This window comes from Phytobacter sp. V69, from assembly GCF_965644215.1.
Taxonomy (GTDB): Bacteria; Pseudomonadota; Gammaproteobacteria; order Enterobacterales; family Enterobacteriaceae; genus Phytobacter.
Window position 1 is genome coordinate 1 of the sequence record NZ_CBFFRL010000121.1, and the last position, 15,337, is coordinate 15,337.

Annotated in this window: 16 protein-coding genes and 1 pseudogene; 11 read left to right on the forward strand and 6 right to left on the reverse strand. The window is 51.4% G+C overall.

The window, feature by feature from the left end:
• Nucleotides 1-547: 547 nt before the first annotated feature.
• From ACSZPU_RS16515 to ves, 3 genes are all read left to right on the forward strand, one after another.
• On the forward strand, nt 548-1,288 hold the full coding sequence (locus ACSZPU_RS16515; protein ID WP_499000920.1) for a class I SAM-dependent methyltransferase: 741 nt from the start codon (nt 548-550) through the stop codon (nt 1,286-1,288).
• 432 nt (nt 1,289-1,720) lie between these two features.
• Nucleotides 1,721-2,194 carry an ATP-independent periplasmic protein-refolding chaperone Spy gene (spy, locus tag ACSZPU_RS16520; RefSeq protein WP_499000923.1) on the forward strand — a complete coding sequence of 158 codons (474 nt, stop codon included), beginning with the start codon at nt 1,721-1,723 and terminating at the stop codon, nt 2,192-2,194.
• 312 nt (nt 2,195-2,506) lie between these two features.
• Complete coding sequence (ves, locus tag ACSZPU_RS16525) at nt 2,507-3,064, forward strand: environmental stress-induced protein Ves (RefSeq protein ID WP_499000954.1); 558 nt, start codon at nt 2,507-2,509, stop codon at nt 3,062-3,064.
• On the opposite strand, the pseudogene cho reads toward ves, so the two are convergent.
• Together cho and nadE are read right to left on the reverse strand one after the other, a co-directional pair.
• A pseudogene (gene cho, locus ACSZPU_RS16530) lies at nt 3,058-3,927 on the reverse strand (excinuclease Cho). The gene ves and the pseudogene cho sit on opposite strands and share 7 nt — an antisense overlap.
• An 84-nt stretch (nt 3,928-4,011) precedes the next feature.
• Nucleotides 4,012-4,842 carry an NAD(+) synthase gene (nadE, locus tag ACSZPU_RS16535; RefSeq protein ID WP_499000925.1) on the reverse strand — a complete coding sequence of 277 codons (831 nt, stop codon included), beginning with the start codon at nt 4,840-4,842 and terminating at the stop codon, nt 4,012-4,014.
• 253 nt (nt 4,843-5,095) lie between these two features.
• On the opposite strand from nadE, the gene osmE reads away from it, so the two are divergent.
• The 8 genes from osmE (at nt 5,096) to cedA (ending at nt 11,377) form a co-directional block, all read left to right on the forward strand.
• Nucleotides 5,096-5,437, forward strand: coding sequence for an osmotically-inducible lipoprotein OsmE (gene osmE / locus ACSZPU_RS16540; protein ID WP_499000927.1), 342 nt, complete (start codon nt 5,096-5,098; stop codon nt 5,435-5,437).
• A 277-nt stretch (nt 5,438-5,714) separates the two neighbouring features.
• The gene (locus ACSZPU_RS16545) at nt 5,715-6,032 is read left to right on the forward strand and encodes a PTS sugar transporter subunit IIB (RefSeq protein WP_499000929.1); all 318 of its coding nucleotides are present in this window, start codon (nt 5,715-5,717) and stop codon (nt 6,030-6,032) included.
• Nucleotides 6,033-6,112: 80 nt separating this feature from the next.
• Nucleotides 6,113-7,471, forward strand: coding sequence for a PTS N,N'-diacetylchitobiose transporter subunit IIC (gene chbC, locus ACSZPU_RS16550; RefSeq protein WP_499000932.1), 1,359 nt, complete (start codon nt 6,113-6,115; stop codon nt 7,469-7,471).
• A 64-nt stretch (nt 7,472-7,535) separates the two neighbouring features.
• Complete coding sequence (gene chbA, locus ACSZPU_RS16555; protein WP_499000934.1) at nt 7,536-7,880, forward strand: PTS N,N'-diacetylchitobiose transporter subunit IIA; 345 nt, start codon at nt 7,536-7,538, stop codon at nt 7,878-7,880.
• A gap of 21 nt (nt 7,881-7,901) precedes the next feature.
• Nucleotides 7,902-8,738, forward strand: a complete 837-nt coding sequence (gene chbR / locus ACSZPU_RS16560) for a transcriptional regulator ChbR (protein ID WP_499000937.1) — start codon at nt 7,902-7,904, stop codon at nt 8,736-8,738.
• 100 nt (nt 8,739-8,838) lie between these two features.
• Nucleotides 8,839-10,185 carry a 6-phospho-beta-glucosidase gene (locus tag ACSZPU_RS16565; RefSeq protein ID WP_499000938.1) on the forward strand — a complete coding sequence of 449 codons (1,347 nt, stop codon included), beginning with the start codon at nt 8,839-8,841 and terminating at the stop codon, nt 10,183-10,185.
• Nucleotides 10,186-10,192: 7 nt separating this feature from the next.
• Nucleotides 10,193-10,951: a chitin disaccharide deacetylase gene (gene chbG, locus ACSZPU_RS16570; protein WP_499000941.1), complete on the forward strand. Its 759-nt coding sequence runs from the start codon at nt 10,193-10,195 to the stop codon at nt 10,949-10,951.
• Between the two features lie 171 nt (nt 10,952-11,122).
• Complete coding sequence (cedA, locus tag ACSZPU_RS16575; RefSeq protein ID WP_499000944.1) at nt 11,123-11,377, forward strand: cell division activator CedA; 255 nt, start codon at nt 11,123-11,125, stop codon at nt 11,375-11,377.
• 54 nt (nt 11,378-11,431) lie between these two features.
• Here cedA and ACSZPU_RS16580 read toward each other — a convergent pair whose 3' ends face one another.
• The 4 genes from ACSZPU_RS16580 to hxpB form a co-directional block, all read right to left on the reverse strand.
• On the reverse strand, nt 11,432-12,823 hold the full coding sequence (locus ACSZPU_RS16580) for an L-cystine transporter (protein WP_499000946.1): 1,392 nt from the start codon (nt 12,821-12,823) through the stop codon (nt 11,432-11,434).
• 130 nt (nt 12,824-12,953) lie between these two features.
• A complete protein-coding gene (locus ACSZPU_RS16585; protein ID WP_499000948.1) occupies nt 12,954-13,544 on the reverse strand; it encodes a metal-dependent hydrolase in 591 nt (196 codons plus the stop codon).
• Nucleotides 13,545-13,644: 100 nt separating this feature from the next.
• The gene (gene kduD / locus ACSZPU_RS16590) at nt 13,645-14,406 is read right to left on the reverse strand and encodes a 2-dehydro-3-deoxy-D-gluconate 5-dehydrogenase KduD (RefSeq protein ID WP_499000951.1); all 762 of its coding nucleotides are present in this window, start codon (nt 14,404-14,406) and stop codon (nt 13,645-13,647) included.
• A gap of 137 nt (nt 14,407-14,543) precedes the next feature.
• Complete coding sequence (gene hxpB, locus ACSZPU_RS16595) at nt 14,544-15,212, reverse strand: hexitol phosphatase HxpB (RefSeq protein WP_499000953.1); 669 nt, start codon at nt 15,210-15,212, stop codon at nt 14,544-14,546.
• Nucleotides 15,213-15,337 lie beyond the last annotated feature (125 nt).

Here is a 15,337-nt window from a genome sequence, read left to right on the forward strand (position 1 = left end):
TATCGGTAGTTAACCCTTCCTCCTACACTCTCCACAATCATGTCCGAGCGTTGCACTTATTATCTGAATTCGCGAACTACCGTCTCTCTTATTAAGATTTTAGGGTAGCATGCCTGACCTTTTTCTAGCTGTGGATTAGACACGATTTTGCTATCTTTTTAGGTCAATTGCATCTGGCGTTTTCAATATGTATTTTATTTATACTATTGATTTTATTTGTTTTTTAATCCTTGTGTTATTTGTGGCTATGAACGATCATGTTTGCGTGGTTGCTATCTCTGTAGCGTATAAGAACGTCTGGGTATTCCAGGTGAGAAAAGGCGGTCTGCGGCCCTGTTGGATTTATCCTGTTTATGCTCCTGGCAAACTGCGTTTCGGCAGCACTATTCTGCAAACTGAGCGTGAAAAATGTGTCTTATCTTGACGTAATCAGCCGTTATTACTGCTATCTTAGAGTGTGTGGCCGAGCTTACATGTTGAGTTGACCGCCATGTCTTATACGTATACTCAGAAATTAAACGATTAAAGCTTAATGTCGTGAGGATATATGATTATTAAAAGTCTCGAACATTCATCGAAATGTAAAATTTGCGATAGTGACGCTTATCTGTGTGGCGTTGTTGATTTTAATACATCATGCAACAGTAAGTTGCCCGACTATGCTGTATTACCATTGACGGGGATACCGATTTATTATCATCGTTGTGAGAGTTGTGGTCTTATTTATACTCATGCTTTTGATGACTGGACATTCGATGATTTTAAAAAATATATTTATAATGATGATTATATAACTCATGATCCTGACTTTCTTGGCGTTCGACCACAAAGTAATGCCGAGTTGATTATGTCTAATTTTAAACCAATCCAGAAGTGGAATGTTCTCGACTATGGCGGCGGTGATGGTCAACTTGCGGAATTACTGTGTGCACAGGGGGTGAGTGCGGTTGGCTGGGACCCGTTTCATTTAAATTTAGAATTGCCACAGAGGAAGTTCGAACTCATCACTTCTTTTGAGGTGTTTGAACATACGACAACTCCCATTGCAACGCTGTTGGAGGTTTTTGACTTCCTGCAGGAGAGAGGGGCAATTTTCTTTTCTACCCTGGTTAGTGACTCGCTGACCAATGAAGGTACCCATAGCTGGTATGTTGCACCCAGAAATGGGCATGTGACGATCCACACCAAAAAATCGTTATCAATTCTATTTTCTAAAGTTGGGATGGAGATATACAGTTTTAGTGATAGCGTTCACATCGGATATTTCCCAACATCAGCTGATGCGTAATTATTGACGCTGAACATATTGTCTTACCGCTGAGATATGTTTCGCGCTTTAAGACGCTGCTGTAATGGCGGTTAAGCAATAATCGATGATCTCGCTTGTTCTATGGAGGGGCTATCACGACGGGCGGATTGATTAGCTCGTTTGAGTGGCTAACTTTTCTGTAAGTTATGCAGATTATTCTTGTTGCATTGCCTTGTTATTATTCATCCGCGTTATATAATCTCCATTATTCCCCCGTAAAACCGCCTCTGGCATATTTGGTTTGCCACTCTCCACCGTTTATCCATATTTCCTCCACATTTGCTGTAAAAATGTTTTTTACACTTTCATTGTTTTACCGATGCTCTGATTTATTGACGATTAAACCGCTAGAGTGAATATCGTCAACACGGCAATCGCCGCAAGAAAACATGAATAGTAAGGAATTATATTATGCGTAAACTCACCGCTCTGTTTGTTGCCTCTACCCTGGCTCTTGGCGCTGCTAACCTGGCGCATGCTGCCGATACAACCTCTACCGCACCGGCCGATGGCAAACCGGCAATGCACCATAAAGGCCCGCGTGGACCTCATCATGACATGATGTTCAAAGGTCTTAACCTGACGGATGCGCAGAAACAGCAGATTCGCGACATCATGAAAGGCGAGCATGAGCAGATGCAGCAAGAACGCCGCGATATGCATAGCATTATTGCCAGCGATACCTTCGATAAAGCGAAAGCCGAAGCGCAAATCGCAAAAATGGACGACCAGCGTAAAGCACACATGCTGGCGCATCTGGAAACTCAGAACAAAATCTACAACATTCTGACTCCGGAACAGAAAAAACAGTTTAATGCCAATTTTGAGAAGCGTCTGACAGAACGTCCGGCGCCAGAAGGTAAAATGCCTCAACCTGCTGAATAACTGATTTAGCAACTCCTATCAAGACCGCCGGTCTTGCCCATAGCGCGAGTTTACGTTGTGGGCAGGACTGGCGGTTTTTTCTTTCTTGCCCTCTTGTCTGCCGCCTGTATCACGGTATCCTCGATCTGCACGTCTTTGCCGGAAAATTTCCGTGTATCATTACGTTAAATTTTTTTAAATGCCGACTACAGCATGGCTAAGGCATCCTGGTTTACTGCCGATAACGCCTTAATGGCAGGATGGACAATAACGACACGCTGCCTTTAGAAGCAGCGGCGCGGCTTTCCCATGCTGCGCCATTCAGGAGTGATGATGGAATTCTTTGATATCCGCAAAATGCCGGTCAATCTTTGGCGTAATGGTGCAGGGGAAACCCGAGAAATTTGTTGTTTTCCGGAAGCAACGCGAGATTTCAGCTGGCGTGCCAGTATTGCATCGCTTGCCAGTAACGGCGACTTTCCTCAGTTTCCTGGCGTTGACCGCGTTATCACGTTAATTGAAGGTGGCGAAGTCACGCTGGATGGCGGTCATGAATTCTGTCATACGCTGAAAAAATTCCAGCCTTTTACCTTTGCCGGGGAACAACCGGTCAAAGCGCAACTGCACGACGGGCAGATGTCGATGGATTTTAATATCATGACCCGCCGCGACCATTGCCGCGCCAGGGTGCGTATTGCGGACAGGACATTCACCACATTCGGCGCACGGGGTGGAGTGATCTTTGTGCTTAGCGGCGCATGGCAACTGGGTGATAAGCTGCTCACCGCCGATCAGGGGGCCTGCTGGAGTGAAGGCCGTCAGACGCTACGTTTGCTAAAGTCAGAAGGCCAGTTGCTGTTTAGCGAAATTACCTTTCTTCCCGGTCACTGAGCAAACTCGCTAATGACATACTCGCCAGACAGTAATGGTTTGCAGAGTATTTTATAGCCGTCGTGATCGAACCCGGCGGGCGTGCGGATCAATTCCGCCGCCTCATCTAAATGATTTACCACCCCAAGCCACAGCCAGTTATGGATGATGTGGTACTGCGTCATCTCTTCCCCCACTTCCTGCAAGCTGATTGGGCCTTGCCACGGTCAGCACACCAGGCGCATACGTTCCATGGCCGCCAGAAAACGGCCATTGTGCTCATCCACCGTCTCTTTTCCACAACAGGCACCTGCGCAGCGATGTAGTGCTGAGCGGAAACAGCCACGCCCACGGGTTAAGGACTCCAGGCCAAGCAGACCATAACAGAGCTTTTCGTCATCGGCGATGGATTGCAGCGTTTGTAAAGCGGCACGGCGGTTGGCGAATAGCCCGTACAGGCTGGCCTGCGAGGAAAAATCCACTTCCCGGGCATAAACCACCTGAGGTTTATCGACTTCTTTCACTAACAACGAGCAAAGCTGGCGGTTACGGCGCAGGCGCTTATTAAACAGAGGCTGCTGTTCTTTAATCAGGCGTGCTTCCAGTAACAGGGCACCGAGCTCACCGGCGGTACACACCCAGGTGATACGTCGCGCCTGGCGCAGCATGGCGGCTTCGTCCGGCGTGCGAAGATGGGAGAGAACACGGCTTCGGATATTAACGCTTTTGCCGATGTACAGCGGCATGGCGTCACTCTCGCCATGGAAAAAATAGACGCCGGGCTGCTTAGGCAGGGCTTCCAGCCATGGGCGGAGATGTTCGGGGTATTCGTAGATAGCCGCCGCTTCAAACTCAAGACGCGGGGCGGATTGACGCCTGTTCACTGCGGACTCCTGATACTGTTTACCTGTACAGTATAGCAGGCCGCTGCAGGTGAAAAAAGAGGCGACTTGCGCCGCCCCTGAGATTTACTGCTGTTTCCAGAAGTCGTCGAAAACGGTAATCGGTGGACGGCGTTTATGCTCCGTCTTCAGATACCAGCCTTCGATGATGTGTGAGGTTCCGACGTCCAGCGTTTTGCCTTCCAGGTAGTCATCAATGTTTTCGTAGGTGACACCCAGCGCGGCTTCATCCGGCAGGGAAGGGCGGTCATCTTCCAGGTCAGCGGTTGGCGCTTTCTTGTACAGGTGCTCCGGGCAGCCCAGAGAGGCCAGCAGCTGTTTCCCCTGACGCTTATTGAGACGGAAAATTGGGTTGATATCGGTCCCGCCGTCACCGTATTTGGTGAAGAAACCGGTCACCGCTTCTGCCGCATGGTCAGTGCCCACTACCACGCCTTTGGTCATCCCGGCGATACTGTACTGTGCTTTCATACGTTCACGGGCCTTTTCATTGCCGCGAATAAAATCACTCAGTTCAATACCCGCTTCGCGCAGGGCTTGTTCACTGGCCAGCACCGCGCCTTTGATGTTCACAGTCAGCACGCGGTCCGGTTTGATAAATTCGATCGCGTCGTGGCAATCTTGTTCATCGGCCTGCACGCCATACGGTAAACGCACTGCGATAAACTGGTAGCTGGCGTCGCCGCTTTCCTGGCGCAGCTCGGAGATAGCGGTCTGGCAAAGTTTACCGGTCAGGGTTGAATCCTGGCCGCCACTGATCCCGAGAACCAGCGAGCGTAAAAAGGGATAGGTTTTCAGATAGGATTTTAGAAAATCTACGCTACGGCGAACTTCTTCTTCGGCGTTGACGGTCGGCTTGACGCCCAGCGCCTGAATAATCTCTTGTTGCAGAGTCATTTAACCCCTCCGTAATGTGGCCTGCTATGCAGGTAGCAAATAGGTGATGAAGCCAAATTAACCCTTTGGCGGTAAAACGACAAGGATCACGAATTTGAGTGCCGTAAATTACGCCGTTTTAGCAGGTTATCGTAGTTTTATTAGAATTTTCCGAAAGTTATGCCAGTCTCGCTGTATAGTTGAAAAATGCAATTTTATATTCCAGGCTTAGATAACACGCTGATACACAAGCGGATAAACAAGAGGATGGAATATGAACAAGAACATCGCAGGAATTCTGGGTGCAGCGGCGGTACTGACTATGCTGGCAGGGTGTACGGCTTATGATCGCGCCAAAGATCGGGTGAGCCAGCCGGTCGTGAAAGACGTGAAAAAAGGGATGACGCGCCAGCAGGTTATGCAGGTTGCCGGTCGTCCTTCTTCCGAAGTGACCATGATCCACGCGCGTGGTACCTGCCAGACCTACATCTTGGGTCAACGTGATGGTAAAACTGAAACCTATTTCGTCGCGCTGGATGACACCGGCCACGTGATGAACTCGGGTTACCAGACCTGTGCCGAATACGACACTGCTCCACAAGCAGCTAAGCAGTAACCTTTAATTTTCGTTGCCTGAGCAGATCTAAAACCGGCCCTTTGGGTCGGTTTTTTTGTGTCTGAATCTTTTTTAGCGAAGCGAATTATTTGGCGGTAATGTGAAGGGAGTCATGATGTCAGGTCAATGAGAGACAATTATGGTTTGTGGTGAATTATCTCATTGCCGCGCACCACCGTATACTCAATACACCATCACAAAACAGATAACATGGCATCGCGCCATACGGATTCATTACTCGCTCCTGCGAGGATGAATGTCGCTCAAGGGGGTTTTTATGGATAAGAAAATCATCTATTTGTTCTGCTCAGCAGGCATGTCTACGTCGTTGCTGGTATCGAAAATGCGTGCTCAGGCCGAAAAGTATAATGTGCCGGTGATCATCGATGCCTTTCCTGAAACGCTGGCAGCAGAAAAAGGCCCGCAGGCGGATGTTGTCTTATTAGGTCCACAGATTGCGTATATGTTGCCGGAAATTCAGCGCATCCTGCCCGATAAGCCGGTAGAGGTTATTGATTCATTGCTGTATGGCAAAATCGATGGTTTAGCAGTTCTTAAAAGTGCCGTTGCTGCAATTAAAAAAGCAGCCCTTTAATTTTTTTATTTATCCCGTCAAAGAGCAATTTCACACATTCATGCCGCAACAATCGTTGCGGCACTCAAGGGCTTATTTGTATGAATAAAGCGATCAATTCTCTGGAAAAAGTACTGTTGCCGTTTGCGGTAAAAATAGGCAAGCAGCCACATGTCAATGCGATAAAAAATGGTTTTATTAAATTAATGCCATTAACTCTCGCGGGTGCAATGTTCGTTTTAATTAATAATGTCTTTTTAAGTTTCGGCGAAGGATCGTTTTTTTATTCCCTTGGCATCCGACTGGACGCGTCAACAATTGATTCCCTGAACGGCCTTAAAGCCATCGGCGGTAATGTCTATAACGGTACGTTGGGTATTATGTCGCTGATGGCGCCTTTTTTTATTGGCATGGCGTTGGCAGAGGAACGCAAAGTTGACCCACTCGCGGCAGGGTTATTGTCCGTGGCCGCGTTTATGACTGTCACCCCGTACAGCGTGGGGGGGGCCTATGCGGTAGATGCAACCTGGCTCGGCGGCTCGAACATTATTTCCGGCATGCTAATTGGGCTGGCGGTCGCGGAAATGTTCGCCTTTGTTGTCCGGCGTAACTGGGTGATTAAACTACCTGACAGCGTTCCGGCATCGGTTTCCCGTTCCTTTTCCGCACTGATTCCCGGCTTTGTGATCCTCTCGGTGATGGGGATTATCGCCTGGGGACTGGCGGGTGCGGGAACGACTTTCCACCAAATCATCATGGATTCCATCTCGAAACCGCTGGCGGCAATGGGCGGCGTGGTGGGCTGGGCGTATGTCATCTTCACCTCGCTGCTGTGGTTCTTTGGCGTACATGGCTCACTGGCTCTGGCGGCGCTGGACAGCGGCATCATGACGCCATGGGCACTGGAAAATGTGGCGCTGTACACCGAATACGGTTCAGTCGATGCGGCGCTGGCGGCGGGTAAAACCTTCCATGCCTGGGCGAAACCGGTTCTCGACTCCTACATTTTCCTCGGCGGTACCGGGGCGACGCTGGGGTTGATTATTGCCATCTTTATTGCGTCTCGCCGTGCGGATCACCGTCAGGTGGCGAAGCTGGCACTGCCGTCCGGGATCTTCCAGATTAACGAACCCATGATGTTTGGCCTGCCAATTATCATGAACCCGGTGATGTTCATTCCGTTTATCCTGGTACAACCGTTACTGGCGGCTATCACCATGGCGGCCTACTACATGGGTATCATCCCGCCAATTACCAACATCGCGCCATGGACCATGCCGACCGGGCTGGGCGCCTTCTTCAATACCAACGGCAGCATCACGGCCCTGCTGTTGGCGCTGTTTAACCTCGGCGTGGCGACGTTGCTCTACCTGCCGTTCGTTGTGATATCGAATAAAGCGCAGAACACCATCGAAGCCGAAGAGAGTGAGGAAGATATCGCTCAGGCACTGAAATTTTAATCTGAAATAGTAAGGAAAGGCCGCGGCATGGGTGTGCCGCAGCCACAACGGATGAGGAGCAATCATGCTGGATTTAGATAACCTGCCGGAAACCGATACCACCGCCGATGCCCTGGAAGAGGTCGTGATGGGGCTTATCATCAACGCGGGCCAGGCGAGGAGCCTGGCGTATAATGCGCTGAAACAGGCCAAACTCGGGGATTTTGAGACGGCCAAAACGCTGATGGCGCAATCGCATGCCGCCCTGCACGAGGCGCACCGCGTTCAGACTCAGCTCATTGAAAGTGATGAGGGGCAGGGTAAGATGAAGGTGAGTCTGGTGCTGGTTCACGCGCAGGATCACCTGATGACAGCCATGCTGGCGCGTGAACTCATTGCTGAGTTGATTGAACTGTACGAGAAAATGTGACGATAAAGGAGTAGCCCGCAGATGCAGCCAGAGGTAAACGCAACGGACGTGAGAACAGTCAGAGAGCAGCAGCTTTTTAATGGCCGCCCTTTTCACGTGTTTATCTACAACAAAGTGGAGAGTATCAGCGGGCTGCATCAGCATGATTATTATGAATTTACGCTGGTCCTGACCGGGCGTTACTACCAGGTGATCAACGGCAAGCGGGTGTTGCTGGAGCGGGGCGACTTTGTTTTTATTCCCGTTGGCTCAACCCACCAGAGCTTTTATGAGTTTGGTGCGACCCGGATCTTGAATGTCGGTATCAGCAAGCAATTTTTTGATACCCATTACCTGCCACTGGTGCCGTTTTGCTTCGTGGCGTCACAGAGTTACAGCATCAAAGCGGCTTTTCTGACGTACATCGAATCGGTCATCGCGTCGCTTAACTTTCGTGACAGCGAACTCGATGAATTCATCGAAAACGTCACGTTCCACGTCATCAATCGGCTGCGCCATTACCGCGAGCAGCAGGAGGAAGATTGCATTCCGCAATGGTTGAAATCGACGGTGGAAGGGATGCACGACAAACACCGTTTTGGTGAACATGCGCTGGAAAATATGGTCGCCCTGTCGGGGAAATCACAGGAATATTTAACCCGCGCGACGCAGCGTTATTATCAAAAAACACCGGTGCAGATTATTAATGACATTCGAATTAATTTTGCCCGAAAACAGCTGGAAATTTCGAATTTCTCTATCAATGATATTGCGTGGGAAGCGGGTTATAGCAGCCCCAGTTTATTTATTAAGACCTTTAAAAAACTGACCTCATTTACACCGGGCAGTTACCGTAAACAACTGACCAATATTTCCTGATTTGCGGGGCAGGTCCCCGCTAACAAACATCACCATTCTATAATTATCGCACTGCGGTAATGGCACGGCTTGTTTCAAAATCAGGCCATAGGGAGAAAGCATGACCAAGAAATTGAAAATTGTGACTATCGGCGGCGGCAGCAGCTATACCCCGGAATTACTCGAAGGCTTTATTCTTCGCTACCATGAATTACCGGTCAGTGAATTATGGCTGGTGGACGTGGAAGAGGGGAAACATAAGCTCGATATCATTTACGATCTTTGCTGCCGGATGGTGGAAAAAGCGGGCGTGCCGTTAAAGATATTTAAAACCCTCGACCGACGTGAAGCGCTACGCGATGCCGATTTTGTGACCACGCAATTTCGCATTGGCCAGCTCAAAGCGCGTGAACTGGACGAGCGCATTCCGTTAACCCACGGCTATCTTGGGCAGGAAACCAACGGCGCAGGCGGGCTGTTTAAAGGTTTACGCACTATTCCGGTAATTTTCGATATTCTGCGCGATGTGGAAGAGCTGTGCCCGCAGGCGTGGGTGATCAACTTCACCAACCCCGCCGGAATGGTGACAGAAGCGGTCTATCGCCATACCAGCTTCCGCCGCTTTATTGGCGTGTGTAATGTGCCCATCGGCATGAAAATGTTTGTCCGCGATGTCCTGCAGCTTGCCGACAACGACATACTGTCGCTGGACTTATTCGGTCTTAACCATCTGGTGTTTATCAAGGATGTGCTGGTGAACGGCGAATCACGTTTTGCCGAGCTGATGGATGGCGTGGCCTCCGGAAGACTGGCGAAATCGTCGGTGAAAAACATTTTTGATTTACCGTTCTCGGAAGGCTTGCTGCGATCGCTCAACCTGCTGCCCTGTTCCTACCTGCAGTATTATTTCAAATCCAAAGAGATGCTGGGCATCGAAATGGGGGAATATTACAAAGGCGGCACGCGAGCACAGGTGGTTCAGGAGGTCGAAAAGAACCTGTTTGAGATGTACAAGGACCCAACACTCAATGTGAAACCAAAAGCGCTGGAGCAGCGTGGTGGAGCCTACTATTCCGATGCTGCCTGCGAAGTGATCAATGCGATTTTTAATGACAAGCAAACGGAACACTACGTGAATGTGCCGCACCACGGCAGCGTGGAAAATATTCCGCCGGAATGGGCCGTTGAAATGACCTGCCTTCTGGGGCGCGATGGCGCAACGCCGCACCCACGGATCACCCGCTTTGACGACAAAGTGCTTGGGCTGGTTTATACCATTAAAGGCTTTGAAATTGCGGCAAGCCAGGCGGCACTGAGCGGTGAGCTGAATGACATTTTTCTGGCGCTCAACCTTAATCCACTGATTCATTCTGATAAAGATGCTGAAAAACTGGCTCGCGACATGCTGTTAGCTAATCAGCAGTGGTTGCCGCGTTTTGCTACGACGGTAGCGACCTTCAAACAGTGAGGGAGTGATGGGAAGACTACTCATCGTTAATGCGGATGACTTTGGCTTAAGCCGCGGGCAGAACTACGGCATCGTCGAAGCCTGTCGCTATGGCGTGGTGACCTCCACCACCGCGCTGGTGAACGGTGCCGCCATTGAGCATGCGGTCGCCCTGCGTGCTCAGGTGCCGGAACTGTCGGTGGGGTTACATTTCACCCTGACGCTCGGTAAGCCAGTGGGGAGAGTACCTTCGCTGACGCGAGACGGGCTGCTGGGTAAATGGATCTGGGATCTGGCTGCGCACGGTTTCCTGCCACTCCAGGAGATAGCCGATGAACTGGCTTGCCAGTATGCACGCTTTGTCACCCTGTTTGGCGAGCCGCCGTCGCACATTGACAGCCATCATCATGTGCATATGATTGGCGCGATTTTCCCTCTGGTGGCGGCGTTTGCACAAGAGAAGGGTATCCCACTGCGCGTCGACCATGATGATGCGCGGCGTCAGGGGATTGGCCTGAGTGGTGTACGGAGCACCGATGGTTTTTCCAGCGCCTTTTATGGTGACGAGATATCACCTTCGTTGTTTACGGCAATTATGGATGCCGCCTTACAGCGCGATGATGGGTCGCTGGAAATCATGAGTCACCCGGCGTTTGTCGATAATGCACTGATGACCAGTAACTACTGCTACCCACGGTTAGACGAGCTGGATGTGCTGACGCAACCGTCGCTGAAAGAGGCGATTGCCGTACGTGCTTTCCAGTTGGGTACCTTTCGCGATCTGTAAGTAACGTACCGCGGCACAGGTCGCGGTACCGTTTTTGGGGGGCATTTCTGCTCATCACATCCGCAGGTGTAAGAAATTGTGGCAAAGAGTACACAGAAAGTCAGCCCAGGCGCGACGCGCGGGGTGACAATCGGCTATGATAGGACTTTCGTGTTAGTGGAATTCGTCTTAGTGAACTCTTCGCTTATGAAACCTTTGCGCCATCAAAACCGTCGCGTTATCAGCTATGTACCCCGTATCGAACCTGCACCACCTGAACATGCCGTGAAGGTTGATGGGTTTCGTGACGTGTGGTTATTGCGCGGGAAATATGTGGCCTTTGTGTTACAGGGCGAGCGTTTTACGCGTTCACCTGTTTTTGGCGTGCCAGAAGCTGCTCAGCGCTGGGCAACGCAAATTCGCCAGGAAGGCGAAATCGATGAATAAAAAAACCGCCTGACAATACCATTGCAGGCGGTTTTTGTTTCAGATGACGCGAGATTAGCGATGGGCCAGCTCGACGTCCTCTTCACTGTTCAGAATGGTTTTATCTGTCTGCTTAAGCCACTGGCTGGTCAGCGAACCGGCGGTCATTGAACCACTGACATTCAGCGCCGTACGGCCCATGTCGATCAGCGGTTCTACGGAAATCAGCAGTGCAACCAATGTTACCGGCAGGCCCATTGCGGGCAGAACAATCAGCGCGGCGAATGTCGCACCACCACCCACACCGGCAACGCCAGCGGAACTCACCGTTACAATACCCACCAGCGTCGCAATCCACATCGGATCCAGCGGGTTAATGCCAACGGTTGGGGCGACCATCACGGCCAGCATTGCCGGGTAAAGACCCGCACAACCGTTCTGGCCAATGGTCGCACCAAACGAGGCAGAAAAGCTGGCGATAGATTCCGGCACGCCCAGACGACGGGTCTGCGCTTCCACGTTCAGCGGAATAGACGCGGCGCTGGAACGGCTGGTAAAGGCAAAGGTCAGTACAGGCCAGACTTTGCGGAAGTATTTCAGCGGGCTGACGCCGTTAACCGCCAGCAGCAGACCGTGCACCACAAACATAATGCCAAGACCGATGTAGGAAGCGATAACAAAGCTGCCCAGCTTGATGATGTCCTGGATGTTAGAACCGGCCACGACTTTGGTCATCAGCGCCAGAACGCCGTATGGCGTCAGCTGCATCACCAGACGCACCAGCTTCATTACCCAGCTCTGCAGTGTATCAATGGCGGTCAGAACGCGTTCACCTTTTGGCGCATCGTCTTTAAGTAGCTTAAGGGCGGCGACTCCGAGGAACGCGGCGAAAATCACGACGCTGATGATGGAGGTCGGGCTTGCGCCGGTCAGGTCGGCAAACGGGTTCTTCGGTACAAACGACAGCAGCAGCTGCGGTACGCTCAGGTCGGCCACTTTACCTACGTAGTTGGCCTGAATCGCCGTCAGACGGGCGGTTTCGGCAGAGCCCTGTACCAGACCTTCGGCAGTCAGGCCGAAGAGATTGGTCATCAGAACGCCAACCAGCGCGGAAATCAGTGTAGTAAACAGCAATGTGCCGATGGTTAAAAAGCTAATTTTACCCAGTTGAGAGGCGTTGTGCAGGCGTGCGACGGCGCTCAGGATGGAAGCAAAAACCAGGGGCATAACAATCATCTGCAGCAGTTGTACATAGCCGTTGCCGACCACGTTGAACCACTGGATAGAGTTCTTCAGTATCGGGTTATCTGAGCCGTAAATAGCCTGCAACGCAAGGCCAAACACCACGCCAAGCCCTAAACCGGCCAGTACTTTTTTTGCCAGACTCCACTGTTTATGACGCGTTTGCGCCAGCAACAGCAGCAGTGCGACGAACACCACAACGTTCGCTATTAAAGGAAAGTTCATCCCCGTTCTCCTGATGTAATTATAAGGCCGGCATCCAAAGGTCGGCCGATGGCGGAAGGTTAGCAGAAGAGGCCATCCGCCCTTATATCCAAATGGAATGAATTATGCCATAAATGGGGAAGGCGACGATTTAATGGCCCATTTGTTGATGAATAAAGCGATTGAACTGATTCTGGAGCAAATTAATCATCTGCGACGACCAGCGCACTGCACTGTTATCGGGCAATGTCTGCGGCATCCACAGCGCCCAGGTGAACAGCGCCATGCATAAAACACGCTCAAGTTGGTTACCACGTTGCGGCGAAAGTAACGGCAGGCGAAAGCGCCAGCCGCAGGGCCAGAGCAGAGGCACGCCCGCAGGGGTGATCATATCGGCAAGAATATGGCTTAGATAACCCAGTACCATCCCCTGTAGTGCATCAGCCGGGATAATCCAGCTGTCAGGAACTTTAAGATAGAAGAGGGTGAGGCCAATAAAAACGGCCAGCAGACTATGGGTAAAACCCCGGTGGCCGAACATTCGGGCCACGGGTTTCGAGATCCACTTTAGCCGCTGCCCAAGGAACGACTTCGGATGGTCAATGTCCGGCAGAAGGCAGGTTAAAATGGCTGACGGAACAATATGCCACCAATCACCATGTGCCAGCACAGGCGTCAATTCGGCATTTTTGGCAAACACCGCGCAGGCAATGGAAAAAAGCAGGTGTCCTTCCGCCGTCATGATAAAACTCACTAAACTGTCGATGCATACAGTATAGGGTTTTTATACAGTAGACGGAAGAGGTGACGGTGTAACTCTTTGTCACAAAAACACCATTTAATTAACGCGCCAGCCAGCCACCGTCCACGGCCAGCGTGTAACCATTGATATAGTCCGAGGCCGATGAGGCAAGGAACACCGCCGGGCCTTTCAGGTCATCCGGTTTTCCCCAGCGTCCTGCCGGAATGCGATCGACAATTTCCTGGTTACGGTCTGCGTCTTCACGCAACGCTTGCGTATTGTTGGTGGCCATATAGCCGGGGGCGATGGCATTAACATTAATGTTGTGCGGCGCCCATTCATTGGCCATCAGCCGGGTTAGCCCCAGAACGCCGCTTTTCGATGCGGTATAAGAGGGGACGCGTATCCCGCCCTGGAACGAGAGCATCGAGGCAATATTGATGATTTTCCCGCCGTCGCCCTGGGCAATGAACTGACGGGCAACGGCCTGAGACAGGAAGAAGAGCGTCTTGACGTTAAGGTTCATCACATCGTCCCAGTCTTTTTCGCTGAATTCGAGGGCATCGCAGCGGCGAATGGTCCCGGCGTTGTTGAGCAGAATATCGATGCGACCCAGCTGTGAAACGGTCTGGCTGACGATGTCATTAATGCTGTCTTGTTTGCTGAGGTCAGCCTGGATAGCGAGGAACTTACGGCCCAGCGCGGTGACGCGTTCGGCGGTCTCATGCGGCGTTTTACGCCCAACGCCGACAATATGGCATCCCGCTTCAGCCAGCCCCAGCGCCATGCCTTGCCCCAGCCCGGTATCGCAGCCGGTGACGATGGCGACTTTATTTGCAAGTGAAAAGGCATCCAGAATCATAATTCCCCCAGGTCTTGGTTATTGTCACATTGCCTGAGTTGAGAATAGGGGGAGAAAAGGAGAATTGCAAATAAATTGAAACGGTGTTTTAAAAAATAAAACCAGAGACGGCGAACGCCATCTCTGATGACAGGGGACTAGCCGCGCAGGTGCGTAAGGGTAAGCGCTTCAAGGCTGGTCAATTTCACGTCGGCCAGCGCATAGCGGGGATCATCACGGTTCTCTTCGGCGGGGACCACAATGGAGCGCATCCGGGCGGCTTTACTGGCGATCATTCCGTTGATGGAGTCTTCCAGCGCCACGCAGGTGAGCGGGTCCGCGCCAAGTTTCGCAGCACAATCCAGATACACCTGTGGGTGGGGTTTGCTGTACGGCAGTTTTTCTGCGGACGCCAGCGCGTCGAAGCTATCACGTAGACCGAACATGGTCAGCGTCTTTTCCAGCATATGCAGCGGGGAGGCCGAGGCCAGACCCACTTTCAGGCCGTTGGCTTTGCACAGGGCAATGGCTTCACGCGCACCGGGTAACAGCGGACGCGTTTCTTCTACCAGCGTGAGGGCGCGGGCGATAATGCGATTGGTTACCTCTTCACAGCTCGGGCCGTTCCAGGGCTGCCGGGCGAACCACAGGCCAACTACCACATCAATGCGCAGGCCGAGGGTATCCGGTAGCTCATCGCGGCGGCTAATATCAACCCCCAGGCTTGCCATGACGTCCAGTTCAGCACGATCCCAGAGTGGCTCTGAGTCCATAATTAATCCATCCATATCGAAAATGGCAGCGAGAATTTGGCGCGGAGCAGACATTAACACCTCTCTTTCTAGCGTTAGAACACAGGGAGAAACACTTTTTATGCTTAGATAGTGTCGTCACAAGATTTTAGCCCAGAGAGCGATGCATCTGATCTGGACGGCAGCGAGAAATGAGGCCG